Annotated in this window: 20 protein-coding genes; 11 read left to right on the forward strand and 9 right to left on the reverse strand. The window is 41.6% G+C overall.

Annotated features, from left to right (window positions below):
- A complete protein-coding gene (locus FILTAD_RS12590) occupies positions 1-570 on the reverse strand; it encodes a YufK family protein (protein ID WP_124071295.1) in 570 nt (189 codons plus the stop codon).
- 156 nt (positions 571-726) lie between these two features.
- On the opposite strand from FILTAD_RS12590, the gene FILTAD_RS12595 reads away from it, so the two are divergent.
- The 8 genes from FILTAD_RS12595 (at position 727) to mnhG (ending at position 7,756) form a co-directional block, all read left to right on the forward strand.
- A complete protein-coding gene (locus FILTAD_RS12595) occupies positions 727-1,743 on the forward strand; it encodes a DUF1646 family protein (RefSeq protein ID WP_124071297.1) in 1,017 nt (338 codons plus the stop codon).
- 246 nt (positions 1,744-1,989) lie between these two features.
- Positions 1,990-4,398, forward strand: a complete 2,409-nt coding sequence (locus FILTAD_RS12600; RefSeq protein WP_124071404.1) for a Na+/H+ antiporter subunit A — start codon at positions 1,990-1,992, stop codon at positions 4,396-4,398.
- The gene (locus FILTAD_RS12605) at positions 4,385-4,807 is read left to right on the forward strand and encodes a Na(+)/H(+) antiporter subunit B (RefSeq protein WP_124071299.1); all 423 of its coding nucleotides are present in this window, start codon (positions 4,385-4,387) and stop codon (positions 4,805-4,807) included. The genes FILTAD_RS12600 and FILTAD_RS12605 overlap by 14 nt, the downstream gene beginning before the upstream one ends.
- Complete coding sequence (locus tag FILTAD_RS12610) at positions 4,807-5,148, forward strand: Na(+)/H(+) antiporter subunit C (RefSeq protein ID WP_124071301.1); 342 nt, start codon at positions 4,807-4,809, stop codon at positions 5,146-5,148. The genes FILTAD_RS12605 and FILTAD_RS12610 overlap by 1 nt, the downstream gene beginning before the upstream one ends.
- Positions 5,141-6,625: a Na+/H+ antiporter subunit D gene (locus FILTAD_RS12615; RefSeq protein WP_124071303.1), complete on the forward strand. Its 1,485-nt coding sequence runs from the start codon at positions 5,141-5,143 to the stop codon at positions 6,623-6,625. The genes FILTAD_RS12610 and FILTAD_RS12615 overlap by 8 nt, the downstream gene beginning before the upstream one ends.
- A 6-nt stretch (positions 6,626-6,631) precedes the next feature.
- Complete coding sequence (locus tag FILTAD_RS12620; RefSeq protein ID WP_124071305.1) at positions 6,632-7,111, forward strand: Na+/H+ antiporter subunit E; 480 nt, start codon at positions 6,632-6,634, stop codon at positions 7,109-7,111.
- Entirely contained in the window at positions 7,108-7,389 is a 282-nt protein-coding gene (locus FILTAD_RS12625; RefSeq protein ID WP_124071307.1) for a Na(+)/H(+) antiporter subunit F1, read from the forward strand. Before FILTAD_RS12620 ends, FILTAD_RS12625 begins: the two co-directional genes overlap by 4 nt.
- A complete protein-coding gene (gene mnhG, locus FILTAD_RS12630) occupies positions 7,373-7,756 on the forward strand; it encodes a monovalent cation/H(+) antiporter subunit G (RefSeq protein WP_124071309.1) in 384 nt (127 codons plus the stop codon). The genes FILTAD_RS12625 and mnhG overlap by 17 nt, the downstream gene beginning before the upstream one ends.
- 48 nt (positions 7,757-7,804) lie before the next feature.
- Here the strand turns inward: mnhG and FILTAD_RS15985 are convergent, their stop codons facing one another.
- Together FILTAD_RS15985 and FILTAD_RS12640 are read right to left on the reverse strand one after the other, a co-directional pair.
- Positions 7,805-8,080, reverse strand: coding sequence for a hypothetical protein (locus FILTAD_RS15985; RefSeq protein ID WP_124071311.1), 276 nt, complete (start codon positions 8,078-8,080; stop codon positions 7,805-7,807).
- A gap of 66 nt (positions 8,081-8,146) precedes the next feature.
- Entirely contained in the window at positions 8,147-9,652 is a 1,506-nt protein-coding gene (locus FILTAD_RS12640; protein WP_124071313.1) for a leucyl aminopeptidase, read from the reverse strand.
- Positions 9,653-9,814: 162 nt separating this feature from the next.
- On the opposite strand from FILTAD_RS12640, the gene FILTAD_RS12645 reads away from it, so the two are divergent.
- Positions 9,815-10,291 (forward strand): divergent PAP2 family protein, encoded by a 477-nt coding sequence (locus FILTAD_RS12645; protein ID WP_124071315.1) that lies wholly within the window; start codon positions 9,815-9,817, stop codon positions 10,289-10,291.
- Between the two features lie 56 nt (positions 10,292-10,347).
- On the opposite strand, the gene FILTAD_RS12650 is transcribed toward FILTAD_RS12645, so the two are convergent.
- From FILTAD_RS12650 to FILTAD_RS12665, 4 genes are all read right to left on the reverse strand, one after another.
- Complete coding sequence (locus tag FILTAD_RS12650) at positions 10,348-10,677, reverse strand: YuiB family protein (protein WP_124071317.1); 330 nt, start codon at positions 10,675-10,677, stop codon at positions 10,348-10,350.
- A gap of 176 nt (positions 10,678-10,853) precedes the next feature.
- Positions 10,854-12,071, reverse strand: a complete 1,218-nt coding sequence (locus tag FILTAD_RS12655) for an NAD(P)/FAD-dependent oxidoreductase (RefSeq protein ID WP_124071319.1) — start codon at positions 12,069-12,071, stop codon at positions 10,854-10,856.
- Positions 12,072-12,476: 405 nt separating this feature from the next.
- Complete coding sequence (locus FILTAD_RS12660) at positions 12,477-12,839, reverse strand: HesB/IscA family protein (RefSeq protein ID WP_124071321.1); 363 nt, start codon at positions 12,837-12,839, stop codon at positions 12,477-12,479.
- Positions 12,840-13,090: 251 nt separating this feature from the next.
- A complete protein-coding gene (locus FILTAD_RS12665; protein WP_124071324.1) occupies positions 13,091-13,327 on the reverse strand; it encodes a NifU family protein in 237 nt (78 codons plus the stop codon).
- Between the two features lie 86 nt (positions 13,328-13,413).
- Between FILTAD_RS12665 and FILTAD_RS12670 the strand changes: the two genes are divergently transcribed.
- Positions 13,414-13,743, forward strand: coding sequence for a YuzD family protein (locus FILTAD_RS12670; protein WP_124071326.1), 330 nt, complete (start codon positions 13,414-13,416; stop codon positions 13,741-13,743).
- Positions 13,744-13,842: 99 nt separating this feature from the next.
- Here the strand turns inward: FILTAD_RS12670 and FILTAD_RS12675 are convergent, their stop codons facing one another.
- Complete coding sequence (locus tag FILTAD_RS12675) at positions 13,843-14,910, reverse strand: NAD(P)/FAD-dependent oxidoreductase (RefSeq protein ID WP_124071328.1); 1,068 nt, start codon at positions 14,908-14,910, stop codon at positions 13,843-13,845.
- Between the two features lie 140 nt (positions 14,911-15,050).
- On the opposite strand from FILTAD_RS12675, the gene FILTAD_RS12680 reads away from it, so the two are divergent.
- On the forward strand, positions 15,051-15,287 hold the full coding sequence (locus FILTAD_RS12680; protein WP_124071330.1) for a YuzB family protein: 237 nt from the start codon (positions 15,051-15,053) through the stop codon (positions 15,285-15,287).
- A gap of 39 nt (positions 15,288-15,326) precedes the next feature.
- Here FILTAD_RS12680 and FILTAD_RS12685 read toward each other — a convergent pair whose 3' ends face one another.
- Entirely contained in the window at positions 15,327-16,091 is a 765-nt protein-coding gene (locus tag FILTAD_RS12685; RefSeq protein WP_124071332.1) for a TIGR01457 family HAD-type hydrolase, read from the reverse strand.

Consider the following 16,091-nt stretch of genomic DNA (forward strand, 5'->3'; position numbering starts at 1 on the left):
TTATTTTTCATCAATGAAAGGAAGACTTGCAATCACACCGTTATAAAGTTTTAGGAGAATATAAAGGACTACCGATATAAATACACTCCAAACGATAATTTCAAATATAAGAAGACCCATTGTACTGATGATTGTCATGAACTCACTAAGCTTATACACAACGTAAACGAAGTAGATGAACGTTGTTAGTAAAAAAATGCCTACCAGCAGATAGATAGAGTGAATCCCTCCTGCCGAAAGCAAGGCTCCAAAAAAATAAATGACATTCCCACCACGGGCTTGGCTATAAGACGTTCCCTCTGCATCTTTCGAAAAAAACAGCATGGCCGTCTCATGGATAGTTTCGGCAATTAGTTTCAATGCAGAGAAAACCATGAAAAAAAGAAGTGTATAGATGATGAGTAGAAAAATACGCAATTGCATTTCTGTTAAAAACTCGCGCATTCCCGTGTACAAACCAATTTCTTTGAATAAATCGACTGAGATGCCTACCGTATATACGCTAAACGTCAAACTGAACAGCACGATAGTAAAGAACGGCAGGTAGCCGAATATGTATGGATTTTTCATGGAGCACCTCGGGAAGCATATTATTTCAATACCTACATATTATAAGAAAAAAGGACGAACATGCAACTTTTTCTAGATTGGATTACAGACTTAACTCACGCAGTACCTGAATGAAGTCGACTCTGACTAACCACTCTATTGAAACGGGGAGACATATTGATCGTAGGGTTAACAATTATATTAATTTTTGTATTATTGATGCCTTTTACAGTGAAGTTGGTTGAACGTAACTTGGAAGTCTTTTTATTCATCATGGGGATTTCGGCCGCTATTATTAGTCAGGTACTTGACTATTCCCTTTTCATTAAAGCGATTAAAGACCCTATTCATATTACAATCGCTGTGCTGATTGCGGGTTTGGTTTTCCGCTGGCTTCAAAATCCTATTGAAAAGGGAATTGTGGGCGCAAGTAAAGCAATTCCTATTAGGCTTTTCTCTGCTTTTATCGTTATTTCCCTCGGACTACTTGCAAGTATAATCACAGCCATTATTGCAGCAATCGTTCTAGTCACAATTGTCAGCGTCCTACGTCTTGATCGTAAGTCAGAAATCCACCTTGTCATATTAGCTTGTTTTTCAATTGGACTTGGGGCCGCGCTTACACCTATCGGGGAACCCCTTTCAACTATCGCCGTCAGCAAATTGGACGTGGACTTTTTCTATTTACTACGTCTGATAGGTCCCGATGTTATTCCGGCAGTATTTTTATTTGGGCTCCTTGCCGCAATGCTTATTAAGCCCAAAAAACGTGCATTGGGGCTTTCTTCAAAACTGGCTAAGGAATCCTATTTTGCGATACTAATCCGAAGTGTAAAAATCTATTTGTTTGTAATGGCTTTGACGCTACTTGGTGCTGGGTTCGAGCCGTTCATTGAAAAATACCTTTTGGGAATGAGCCCATTGGTCCTGTATTGGATCAATATGATTTCAGCTATTTTGGATAACGCCACGCTAGCTGCTGCAGAAATCAGTCCTTCAATGGATGCAGCAACGGTTAAAGCAATTTTACTGGGTCTCCTCATTAGTGGAGGGATGTTAATACCAGGCAATATACCAAATATAATCGCGGCGGGTAAATTGAACATCACAAGTAAGGAATGGGCACGTTCCGGCGTCCCGTTAGGTTTAATCGCTATGACCGTCTATTTCCTTGTCATATTGACGGGTGGCTAAACCGTTGAATCCGGTGCCAGTTGCTGCCACAATTTGAAGAGCGCAAATCGTGTCAGTAACTGGCACCGGGTGTGATATTGACGGGTGGTTAAAGAAACAGACTAAATAAACGAACTCCTCCAGTGGAATAGTTTCCGCCGGGGGTTTTTTTGTTTCCGAGGGTGTCCTATGCAAATACATCTTATTTACGTTATACTTTTAAGCATTAGAAAGAATACTGTTCCATTCATGGGAAGGAGAATTTTTTTGGAATTCGTCTTGTTGATCTTTTTGCCGATTTTGGCTGCATTTTTCGTCCCTCTACTCTTCAAGAAGATAAAAGGCATACATACTGGTTGGTTCGTCTTGCTTGTTCCAATCGCTTTATTCATCTATTACTTAGGATTCGTAACGACGACTTTGGATGGCGGCACAGCTGTGTCAGAATTACGATGGATTCCATCCCTTGGCATTTCGTTCGTCTCTTATATTGATGGACTCAGTCTTTTATTTACATTACTGATTACAGGTATTGGTGCGCTTGTTGTTCTGTATTCGATTTTTTACCTTGATAAAAATCGTGAAAAACTGAATAACTTTTACGTATATCTACTTATTTTCATGAGCGCAATGCTGGGTGTTGTTCAATCAGAAAATTTAATTTCCCTCTATCTTTTTTGGGAATTGACATCCATTTCTTCTTTCCTTCTAATCGGTTATTGGAATACACGTGACCGTTCTAGATTCGGTGCGCTGAAATCGATGATGATTACGGTGTTCGGTGGTTTTATGATGCTTGGGGGATTCATCCTCTTAGGGATTATGGGAGACACATACTCCATTCGTGAACTCATTGCAGGTAGCTCCGCTTTAGTTGGACAAGACTTCTTTACACTAGCACTTGTTTTAATTTTACTGGGTGCATTTACAAAGTCGGCGCAATTCCCTTTCCACATCTGGCTGCCCGATGCAATGGAAGCGCCAACACCTGTTAGTGCTTATCTCCATTCTGCGACGATGGTAAAAGCAGGACTTTACCTTGTTGCACGGTTCACGCCCATTTTTGCAGTATCGGAAGTTTGGGTATGGCTTGTCACTGGAATCGGGCTTTTAACGCTGTTCTGGGGTTCACTATTTGCAGTGAAGCAAACGGATTTAAAAGCGATTCTCGCGTTTTCAACCGTCAGTCAACTTGGTCTGATCATGTCGTTGCTCGGTGCAAGCGCTGTCGCTTACCACACGGACGATGCCCTCTTCAAATTTGCAGCATTTGCAGCGATTTTCCATTTGATAAACCATGCGGTCTTTAAAGGTAGTTTGTTCATGGTAGCAGGCATTATCGATCATGAAACAGGCACCCGTGACATTCGTAAACTAGGTGGTTTAATGAGCATCATGCCTGTCAGCTTCACAGTTGCTTTCATCGGTTCTATGTCGATGGCAGGATTGCCGCCATTCGGTGGTTTCCTCAGTAAGGAGATGTTCCTACAATCGATGCTTGCACTACAACACTTCGAGTTGTTCAACTTTGCAACGTGGGGAATTGTACTTCCTGTCGTCGCATGGGTAGCAAGTGTATTCACATTCATCTATAGCTTCTACTTTGTATTCAAAACATTTACAGGTAAGCAGAAAGAAAAACCGCTTCCACACACGCCGCATGAGGCCCCATTTGGAATGCTGATTTCGCCTGTTATTCTCGCTTCACTTGTCGTCGCCATTTTCTTCATCCCGAATGTAGTTGGCAAATGGTTGGTAAAGCCAGCAGTTGTGGCTATACAACCTGACTTGTACACGCAGCCATCTGACGTTGCGGTACATGTTCTAGCCTGGCATGGTATCCGTTCAGAGGAATTATGGATGACGATTGCATTGATTATCGTTGGGTTCATTATGTATTTGACTATGCATAAATGGCAGAAACTCTATGACATTCAACCGGAATACGTATCGTTGAATGCGTTGTATGATGCAGTCATGACGTTCAGTGAAAAGGGCATGAACGGCCTGTCCCGTTTTTATATGACAGGTCTTATACGAACTTATTTACTGTATATGTTCGCTTTTATCATTTCGATTACTACGGCAACATTATTCATAAAGAAGGCGTTTGTCGTGGATATGAACAGTTTTGCACCCGTCAGTGTATATGGCATGATGATAGCCATTATTCTTGTCATTGCTGTCGGCATGGTGATTTTCGCCAAGACGAGGTTGTCGGCGATTATCGCGCTTGGTGCGGTCGGCTATTCAGTTGCTTTGTTCTTCGTCATTTTCAAAGCACCTGACTTGGCTCTTACACAGCTCGTTATTGAAACGGTATCCGTTGCGCTTTTCTTACTGGCATTCAAGCATTTACCTGCACTTAGTAATCACGGGGAAACGAAGCGTACGAAGTTGGTTAACGCTATTATTGCGGCAGGTGTCGGGATTACAGTAGCGTTGGTCGCTCTTTCAGCTCATTCTCAAAAACTGATCCCTTCTATTTCGCAGTATTATAAAGACACCGTAGCAACTGAAGCGGGTGGCGGAAATATCGTCAACGTCATCTTAGTGGATTATCGTGGATTTGATACATTATTTGAAATCGCTGTCCTATCGATAGCCGGCATGGGTGTACTTGCCATGATTAAATTACGTTTATCAAGAAAGGAGAATACGGATGAAAACAAATGATGTTATCTTACAAACGACAACGAAAGTCGTATTTTTCATCATCTTCCTATTTTCCATCCACATTTTCTTCGCCGGACATTTTGCGCCCGGCGGTGGATTTGTTGGCGGGTTGCTCACTACAGGGGCACTCCTTCTTCTTCTTCTTGCATTCGACTTGAAGACTGTTCAAAAAGCGTTGCCTTTCAACTTTATAATCGTAATCGGCATCGGCTTATTACTGTCTCTCGGGACGGCAGCGGGTTCAATTTTCTTTAATGTCCCGTTCTTCACACATGCATTCGATCACTTTACATTACCCTTGTTTGGTGAAACGGAACTACACACTGCGATGATTTTCGATGCGGGCGTTTACCTTGTTGTCGTAGGCTCAGCACTGACGATGATCCAGACGATTGGAGGGGACGCATAATGGAACTTATAATGGCTATAGTAATTGGCATTCTATTTATGGCGGCAGTGTACCTGATCCTCTCCAGAAGTATTCTGAAAATCATCATCGGAACAGGCTTGTTGAGTCACGGAGCTCATTTACTTATCTTGACAATGGGCGGACTTGGCGGTATCGCCCCGCCTGTTCTTGCAGACGGTGTGACAGACTACGCAGACCCGCTGCCACAGGCACTTATTCTGACAGCAATCGTTATCAGCTTTGGAGTAACGGCATTTATACTTGTCCTTGCCTATCGGACATACGCTGAACACAAGACAGACAATATGAATCTAATGAGGGGAAATGACGAACATGATTAATCTACTTTTATTTCCAATCATTTTGCCGTTCCTATTCGCGATTCTTCTTCTTTTCTTCAAGGAGAATATCTTTATGCAACGTTTACTTGCCTTTATCGGATTGACGGTAAGCTTAGTGGCAGCACTTTTCCTTGTTGCTAAAGTGAAAACAGACGGCATCCAAGTGATTACGCTAGGAAGCTGGCCTGCGCCTTTTGGTATTTCAATGGTTTCCGATATGCTTTCCGCACTGCTTGTCACAACAACACTTCTCATCACATTGTTGGTTGTTGTATATAGCTTTACATCTATCGGAAAAGAGCGTGAACGTTATTTCTATTATCCTGCAATCCTATTTATGATAACCGGGGTTAATGGCGCATTTACGACTGGTGATATTTTCAACATGTTCGTATTTTTTGAAGTGCTTTTGATCGCTTCATACGTTCTTATTGTGCTAGGCGGCGAAAAACAACAGCTTCGCGAATCTATCAAGTACATACTGGTCAATGTTATTTCTTCCGCACTCTTTGTCATTACAATCGCTTACCTCTACTCCGTTGTCGGTACGTTGAACATGGCTGATATTTCCGTCAAGATTGCACAAGTTGGACAACCAGGCATCATTACAGTAATTGCTGTTCTTATGTTAATCGTATTTGGTATTAAAGGTTCTATGTTCCCGCTTTACTTTTGGCTACCAGGGTCTTATGCTGCGCCTCCTGTACCTGTCTTAGCCTTATTCGGTGCATTGCTGACCAAGGTCGGTGTCTACGCGATCATGCGGACGTATACGTTGTTCTTCATCAACGATATCGGGTTTACGCATGAGATTCTACTCGTATTATCGATTTTAACGGTTATCGGTGGTTGCATTGGTGCCCTGGCCTATTTTGATGTGAAACAGATTATTATCTACAATATCGTGATTGCAATCGGCGTTATTTTGTTCGGCGTAGCCCAAATGAATGAAGCAGGCATTTCAGGCGGTATTTTCTATCTGATTCACGATATGCTCATTAAAGGTGCATTGTTCTTACTAATTGGCATTATCATCTATGTCACGGGCACTTCAAACTTGCGGAAAATGGGCGGCTTGATGAAAACGCATGCACCACTTGGTTGGATGTATTTAATCGCAGCATTCGGGCTGGCAGGAGTTCCTCCACTCAGCGGATTCATTGGAAAGCTTCTCATAGTCAAAGGAGCTTTTGAGGCCGGCACTATTTTAGGAAGTATTATTATTCTTGCATCAAGTTTAGTTGTGTTGTTATCGGTCATCCGGATTTTCATTTATGCATTTTGGGGTGCCCCTACAGCTGAATTACCTGTAACAAATCATCGTTCATACCGGAAGATGATGATCCCAGCCGTTCTATTAGTTATTCTGTCTGTACTTTACGGTGTTGGCACTGAATGGCTTATTCCATATATGGCGGATGCCACAGACGTATTACTACAACCATCCATCTATATTGATGCGGTGCTAAAGGAGTAGATCACGATGGCTTTCCAACTATTATTGAACTTTATCATCGCTGTCGTCTGGATGTTCATGAGTTCGTCGATGACAGCAACGACGTTCATAATCGGTTATTTGATTGGTTTTCTTCTTATCTTTTTGACAAGACGATTTTTTAAACAAAGACTGTACACTGGTCGTTTATGGGCGGCTTTAAAGCTGACTTTACTCTTCTTTAAAGAACTGACGTTATCAAATATTTCCGTACTACTTCTAGTCATTCGTCCGAAGCTGAATATCCAACCGAGGATTTTCGCAATGCTTACGGAGCTCGAAACCGACTGGGAAGTTACATTACTTTCAAGCCTGATAACGCTAACGCCTGGTACGATTGTCGTTCACGTATCCGATGACCAGCGAACGTTGTATATTCACGCAATAGATGCAGAGGATGCTGAAGAAGCGATTGAATCGATTAAAAACACATTCGAAAAAGCGATTAGAGAGGTGAGCCGTACATGATGACTTTTATATGGATTTGTTTACTACTCGTCATCTTATCGATGGGTGCTCTACTGTTCCGTGTATTCCGCGGTCCTTCTACTCCCGATCGCCTCATTGCGCTTGATGCAATTGGTGTTATGCTCATTTCTGTAATTGCGCTCGTTTCCATTTTGTTTGAAACAGGATTTTTCATCGATGTGATTTTACTGATTGCGATCATCTCATTTATCGGTACTGTATCATTCTCTAAATTCATTGAGAGAGGAGAGATTATCGAACGTGATCGTACTAGCTAATATACTCATTGTCGCTACAATCATCGTTGGTGTCGTTTTTACAATCGTTACGTCCATCGGTGTCTTACGGTTGCCCGATGTGTATACTAGGGCTCACGCTGCATCCAAGAGCTCTACACTGGGCGTTCTCGGTATTTTACTGGGTGTCTTTTTTCACTTCTGGCTAAATGAAGGCCATTTCAGTATTCAAATCCTTCTCGGCATTTTGTTTCTTTTCATCACTTCTCCAATCGGTGGTCATTTGATGAGCCGTGCTGCATACATGTCTGGCGTGAAACCAACAGAACTTACTGTTAAAGATGATCTTGCAGAAGTCGTTAAAAAAGCAAAACAAAGCAAAGCAGTAACAAGTCAAAAAGAACAATGAAAAACAGGCAATGCTAACGGAAACTCCGTTGCATTGCCTGTTTTCTTTCTAGTAAGGTCCGTAATATCCGTACGGTGGATAGCCGACGTATGGAGGATAATTCCCATACGATGGATAACCATAGCCATAGCCATAGCCATACGGATAATAGCCGTACGGGTAGCTGGATGGGTAGTATGGCGTATCATAAGTTGATGGAAATAATGTATTCCCAAGAAGACCTCCAACGAATCCTCCTAGAAACGGCCCTCCGATTCCAAATCCGAATCCTTGATTGTTCCGGCTGTTGTGATCATGTCTGTAATTATTTCGAGGCATTGTCATCCCCTTTCCCACTTAGCTTATTCGGTGTAGTCAGTGGGTATAGGGATAATCGCCCAAACAGTTGGGTTAGTCTTCGTCCTCCGCCATGCGCTCCACCAATGTTGCAAGCGTACGTACCATGACACCTGTCGCGCCTTTAGGTCCTAAATCATGTGCAGAGGCTGCATCTGACGTTCCCGCGATGTCTAGATGAACCCAAGGTGTATCACCAACGAATTCTCCAACAAAACCACCGCCAAAGATCATATGACCGTCACGTCCCGGCGAATTGTTCAAGTCGGCTACATCTGTTTTACGAAGGCGTTTTTTATCGTTTTCCGTTAACGGTAATCTCCATACAAATTCACTTGTTTCAACTGCCGCCTGCATGAATTCTTCGAAGAATTCCTCGTTATTTGTTAGCGCTCCTGTTTTATCCACACCAAGCGCAACAATGACACCGCCTGTAAGTGTCGCAACATCGATTAAGTAATCTGCGCCGGATTGCTTGGCGTAAGTCACAGCATCCGCTAATACAAGACGCCCTTCAGCATCAGTATTCAGTACTTCAATCGTTTTTCCACTTAATGATGTAATCACGTCATCGGGTTTAAACGCTTCTCCCGAAATCATATTATCCGTGGATGCGATGACCGCAATAACATTCGTCGCAGGTCGCAATTCACCAATGATATCCATAGCCCCAAGAACGGCAGCTGCACCACCCATATCACCTTTCATGCCAACCATACCGTCTTTCGTTTTCAAAGAGTATCCACCTGTGTCGTATGTAATACCTTTCCCAACGAGTCCAACTACATCTTTCCATTCATCGGTTGCTGCATATTTTAAGACGATCAATTTGGGCTCCTCAACAGACCCCTTATTAACAGCAAGGATTGCACCCATTCCGAGCTCTTCCATTTCTTTTTTACCGAGTACTTCTATTTCAAAGTCATGCTTTTCTGCGAGTTCACGTGCATACTCAGCCATCTTTGTAGCTGTTAGGATATTGGGTGGCATATTAACAAGCGTACGCGCCTCATTCACTGCATGCGCATGTACCTTCCCGACTTCAAATGCAGCTTTTAGTTCATCCTCATCTGAAGATGAAAGGAATTGAATCGTTTCTAACTTTATTTCACGTTCATTTGAATTTGTCTTATACCCTTCAAAACGGTACATCCCCATACCGATACCTTCAGAAGCTGTGAAAACCACATCCTCACATGTTAGTTTGTCGTTTGTAAACGGGGCTGTCCAAATTGCAGCAGAGGCCACTTTCATGCCGACAAGTTCCTTACCTACAGAAGCAAACGTTTGACGCAGGCGATCTTCCGTCAATTGTTTGTGAGAACCCAGACCTACAAAAAGAACTCGTTTATAACGATGCTCCCCAGGGGATGGCACGTTGACAATCTTTTTGAACTCTGTCTTAATATCACCAGATTTGATCCATTCAGGTACACGTGTTGTGAAAGATTCAACAAACTTGTCCCAGCCCTGCGTATTTTCCGGATGCTCGGGTACACCTACAATAAGGACCTCTGCCTGTACTGTATCGAAACCTTCTGCGTTAATTGTACTATTCATTTTTCTACCTCCCCAATTTTATACATTCTTCATTGTACCGCAAATTTTCAGCCGGAGGGAGTAATTTGTTCGGGTCCCGTACTATTCTATTCTTTTTTACACAACACATTATGTTATACTACTTATACAATTTCGCTTTATCCAAAAAAGGAGTGATAGTAGTTGGCATTGCTTCAAAATACTCCGCTCCTTGCAGCGTTGTTCGGAATATTATTTGCCCAATTCATTAAAATCCCTATTCACTTTTTCATTAGTGGCAAACTTGACTGGAAACTGATGACTTCGACTGGCGGCATGCCCAGTTCACATTCGGCTGCCGTCACATCCCTGACAACAGCGATTGCTTATGAGGCTGGTCTTGGCTCACCCCTCTTCGCCGTTTCCACAATCTTTGCCGTTATCGTGATGTTCGACGCTACAGGCATCCGTTACCAAGCGGGACAACAAGCACTCATCATCAATCAGATGCGATTGGACTTCCAGACATTTGTTCAGGAAGCGAAGGGTTGGCAACAAAAGGACGGACCGCAAAAGATTCAGGAGCTCAAAACTTTACTCGGCCACAAGCCCAACGAGGTATTTGCAGGAGCGGTACTTGGTATTCTTATTTCAGTAATTATCTACACATTTATAGTATGAAAAAAAGGTGTGCATATGCACACCTTTTTTGTTGAATACAACCTATTTTCTTATCGTCAAAACATTTGATAGCCTTGTTTACGCAACAGTTTTATAACGAATCCAGATATGATAGCGCCCACTAAACCGCTTGTCAGAATGATTACATCCACTGTATGAAGTGCCGTAATCTTTTCTCCTAAAAGCTGAAACGCGTAGCTAGGTTTTGTGAAATACTCATAGATTTTTACTTTGTCTATGATTAATATGACGACAACTGGATATATGATAGCCATTAACCATGTCATTCGAAGAAGCATATTCAATAGAAATCCTATACCGAAAAACATGACAATGAAAATAAGTACCGATAAGATAACATGCACTAATGAGATTGATCCTGCCAATATGATTACCCCCGTTTTCCATTCACCATTTTACATGAATGGTTGAAAGCTTTCAACAATCCTTAATCAGTTTGCCGATTTGTCGAAATTGACCATACTGAGTCGAGCACTTTTGACCATTCAATTCTAAAAAAATGCACCTGCTGTCTCCGACAGGCAGGTGCTTCATGAATCTATTATTTAAGAAGGTTGAACTTCCCTTTTTTAATCGCAAGGCCAGCTCCGCCGATCATATAAAGTGCACGGTTATCAACCATTTTCTTCATGAATGAAGCTTTCTTACCAGTGAACTTTTTACCGAATGCAGTACCGATTGCATCATCATCACCTAGAGAAGCAATGCTACCTTTTAAGTCCGGAACGAACTCAGTTGTAGGATTGCCTTTAATAAGTGCAATGATGTTGTTTGCACATACATCACCTTGTTGCATCGCAATTTGTGCTGTTGGTGGATATGGACGATTTACCGCTTCATTGATCATTAACGCACAATCACCGACGATAAATACATCAGAATGACCTGGTGCACGAAGATCTTTGTCAACTTTAACACGCGCACGCATGTTTTCAATGCCAGTTTGTTCGATAAGACGATTTCCGCGAACACCTGCAGCCCATACAACCGTACCAGCTTTGATGAATTCAAATTCATCTTCGCCTTTTTTAATATTAACGCCTTCAGGAGTTGCTTCAACGACTGGCGTACCGATCGAGAATTCAATCCCTTTAGCTTTTAATTGTTTAACTGCATACTCAACAAGTTCTGGATCGAATCCTGGTAGAACCATAGGAGCTGCTTCTACACAAATAACGCGTACTTTTTCAGCTGGAACATCGAATTCTTTACAAAGTTCAGGAACCCGGTTACCTAACTCACCAAGGAATTCGATTCCTGTGAATCCTGCACCACCAACAATAATCGTTAGACGGCTATCATCTTTTTCTTCTTCAAGAGACCATGTTGCAAACTGATATTCGATATGTTCGCGAATTTGGCGTGCAGCTTTGACGTTAGCAATAGAGAATGCATATTTATCAAGTCCTGTAATACCGAATGTTTCGCCTTCAAATCCAAGAGAAATAACAAGGTAGTCATATGTATGAGCACCTGCACTTGAAGTGACAACTTTCTCTTGGATATTGATTTCTGTAACTTCGGCTTTAACGAATTTAACTTTGTTATTGTCGATGACGCTCTTGATATCATAACGGACTGATTCAGGAGACATTGTTCCCGCAGCTGCTTCATGCAACCATGTTGACTCGTAATGATAATCGTTTTTGTTAATAAGTACGATATCAACATCATCTGCGCCAATTGTTTTTTGTAATTTAACGACTGTCGATAAACCACCGTAACCTGCGCCTAATACTAAAATTGTCGGTCTTTTCACGAAGATCGAAACCACCTTTGATTTATATTGTGCCTGGCCTCCGTGAAATCGATTACACCGGCGATTTACACAGTCCTGGCTTTTGTCATTTTTTCGACAAACTCTATCTCTAATAGTAGCCCTTTTGGGTAATCATTTCAATACTATAAATAAAATAGAAACTCTTTGAAAATACTGAATTTGAAATATGTAGGTTGAACTAAAGAATTCCATTGAACCCGCTTCGGCGCTAGGGGATGCCTCCCGCTATAAGCCAGACAGCTTCACCGTCAGACTTATGGCTTCAGCTACCCCTTTTTAAGGCGCCTTCGCTAGTTTTCATATAGAATCATTAATTCAATATATAGTTGTTTTAATACGAAAAAATACCTTCCTAAATGGCTTCTTAGGAAGGTATTAAAAGGATTAACAGTCTGCCGGCGTTCCCGACTTCTTGGCTGTTCTGAACGAGGTTCCGCATCCGCATGATGCTATGGCGTTTGGATTCTCTATTGTAAAACCGCCCCCCATTAGGGACTCTTTATAGTCAACTTGTGTTCCTTCAAGTATAGGTGCGTCTTCGCTTGCAACAAGGATTTCCAAACCGTGTTGTGATAATAGTAAATCATCTTCCGACTTTTCAGTTTCAAAACCCATGCCGTATGTCAAACCACTACATCCTCCGCCGTTTACAGCGACACGCAGGTAAGAACCTTCTTCCTCGTTATGACGCATCATCTCTTTAACATGAAATGCAGCTGCTTGTGTAACTTCAACAACTTGTTTCATCTACGTTCACCATCCTTTTGTTTTCTATTTTGTAATCATATCAATGATTTTATGCATTGTGCAATCTTATTCACTCATGTCTGAATGAACTTACGTTATACGAATATTTGTAGTCCTAAACTTCTTGCGTGTTATTGAAAGCCAACGGATAACAACTGAACCACAACTAATTGAATAGGCAAAAGAACGATGGCAGGAAATACGTGCTAAAAAAAAATAAAACGAACCCGAAATCGGTCCGTTTTAAGACGTTAAAATACTTGTTCCACTTCAACGACGCCTGGAACTTCTTCCAGAAGTGCACGTTCAATACCTGCTTTAAGTGTAATTGTCGAACTCGGGCAAGTACCGCAAGCACCAAGTAGGCGGAGTTTTACGACGCCATCCTCAATATCGACGAGTTCACAGTCGCCTCCATCACGTAGAAGGAATGGGCGTAATTTATCTAATACTTCTTGTACTGGTTCTGTCATCATTGTATCTGTCATTGTTTTTTAACTCTCCTTTCCTTATACTTATTATAAACTGGATAAAGAAAAAAATCCAACTTTGAATTTGAAAGGAGCAATTTGAAATGAAAGAAAGTAACGTAAACATCGAAATCTATGGCGCGGATGTCATTTGTGCAAGCTGCGTAGGAGCACCTTCTTCAAAAGATACATTCGAATGGTTACAAGCTGCTATCGATCGTAAATACCCTGGTCAACCCTATACAATCGACTATATTAATATTGACTCGGATGTATCCGATGAAAGACAACAAAAGATTGCAGAGCAAGTCCGCAATGATGAGTTTTTCTTTCCACTCGTAATGATTGAAAATGAAATGATTGGCGAAGGCCATATTCAACTCAAACCTATTTTCACTAAACTTGAAGAACATGGTTTTGCAGTTGCCCCTTAACGGTTTTTCACATTTTAATGTCTTTTATCGATAATACATTTCGTCAAATGAGAAAATCCCTCATTCACATAAATTTAGTGAATGAGGGATTTCTTGTTATTAGCCGTTATGCCATTTATACATCCAAAGTACCCCAGATTTCAATAGACGTGCAATACGTCCAGTCACGGTTCTGTCTGCCAGATAAGCAAATCCTTGTTTTTTTCCAAGGGAACCAAGGAATCCTTTTAATTTGATTTCCGGCATTTTTTCGGGAAGCGGCTCTTCATTCCACACGAGTCGCAATACACGTACAATCTGTTCAGCTTGTTCCTCTGCAACTTGTGCGCTTGGAGCATATGGAAGAGCGGCGCAATCACCAACAACGTACACATTTGAAAATGCCGGTAACTGATGATACATATTCAAAATAACACGGCCTGATTTCTCTTTTTCCGTCTCGATATTTTGTACTGGCTCAACAGGTCGGATTCCAGCTGTCCAAACGACTGCATCAACAGAAATGGTCTCCTCATGGTTGAAGAGTATATTCGGTTCCACTTTTGTAATGTTCGAGTTTGCAACAACATCCACGTTATGTTTATCAAACCACGCTTTTACATAATTACTTAGGCGTTCAGGAAAATCTCTAAGAATTCGCGGACTGCGATCGAATAATTTAATCTTTAGATCGGGTCTGCTTTCCCGCAATTCACTTGCAAGTTCAATTCCGCTTAGACCAGCACCTACGATACCCACTGTCGCTCCACTGCCAAGGCCAAGCAGTTTTTCATAAGTCACGCGAGATTTACCGATTGTTTGAATACTGTACGTATTCTCCGACGCTCCAGGTACATTGTGGTAATTATCTTCACATCCAAGACCAATAACCAGATCGTCATACGAAATTTGTAAACCATTATCAAGATATACACATTTCTCATCAGGTCTAATTTCAATGATTTCACCTTCGACAACTTTCAATTTATCGTGGATAGGAAGTGCTACACGTACATCAGAATCCGGTATAGTCCCCGAAGCAAGTGCATAAAACTCTGTTTTTATACTGTGAAAAGGTGTGCGGTCAACAAGTGTAATTTCAATATCATCCGAAAGTTCCTTCGTAAGTAGACGTAACAAAATACGCATATTACCATATCCTGCGCCTAATAAGACAAGTTTTTTCATAAAGTTCTCCTTTGTGTTTCAGTAATCCGTTAATTTCCCATCTACGATTATATCAGTTTGTGACAAGTTTCACAATAATACGGGGAAATTGACGCGCGAAGAAAAAAAGAGTAGGATGCCAAGTAGGTGAGGTGATCATCGTGAATCCAATCGTAGAATTTTGCATAAGTAATATTGCAAATGGTTCACAAGAAACGTTTGAAACATTGGAGAAAGACCCAAATCTGGATGTTTTGGAATATGGCTGTCTAAGTTATTGTACAAAATGTGCAGAGTCCTTATATGCAATTGTAAATGGTGAGATTGTAGAAGCTGATACGCCAGAAGAACTGACGAAACGCATCTATCAATTCATTGAAGATAATCCGCTCTTTTGAGTAGTTTGGCTTTCTGTCCACTTCCGACAGAAAGCCTTTTTATATGTTCCAATCAGCAAGGGTCTGGTAAAGATAAGTGGGATGTACCTCTTTAGCGAGTACTTCTTCCCGAGAAGAAACACCACTTGCAACGTGAATCGTATCAATACCAAATTGAATGCCTGCCAGTATGTCTGTATTGTAGTTATCCCCGACCATTACCATATCTTCTTTCTTATAGCCATTATCTTGTTGAATGAAACCTAGCATATGCGGTTCAGGTTTACCGACAAATATTGGCGTTTTCCCCGTTGCAGACTCCATTAATTTCACAAATGAACCGTTTCCTGGAACCAGTCCTCTTTCTGTCGGGAAAACAAGATCACTATTCGTGGCGATAAAATGTGCGCCAGCACGAATATGTAGGCACGCATCCGTCAATTTTTCATATGTTACCGAACGATCGATACCCATGATTACAATATCTGGATTGTCCTTTGTGACTCGCACACCTTCCGTAGTAAGTGCTTCTTCCAATCCTTTTTCTCCTATTATCGCAACAGATGCACCATTATAATATTCGCTACAATACTTTGCCGCTGCGACCGCAGACGTCATGATTTTTTCCCGGTCGGCATTTATACCAAACGATGCAAGTTTAATTTGCAGTTGTTCCCGTGTCATGGAAGAATTATTTGTAATGAAAAAGGGATCAATTCCTTGGGCTTGTGCTTTCGCAATGAAAGAAACCGCTTCGGCAATAGGCTCGATTCCACGGTACACAGTGCCATCTAAATCAAGACATATTGCTTTGTACGCAAGCAT

It is taken from the genome of Filibacter tadaridae, assembly GCF_900609045.1.
GTDB classification, from domain to species: domain Bacteria; phylum Bacillota; class Bacilli; order Bacillales_A; family Planococcaceae; genus Sporosarcina; species Sporosarcina tadaridae.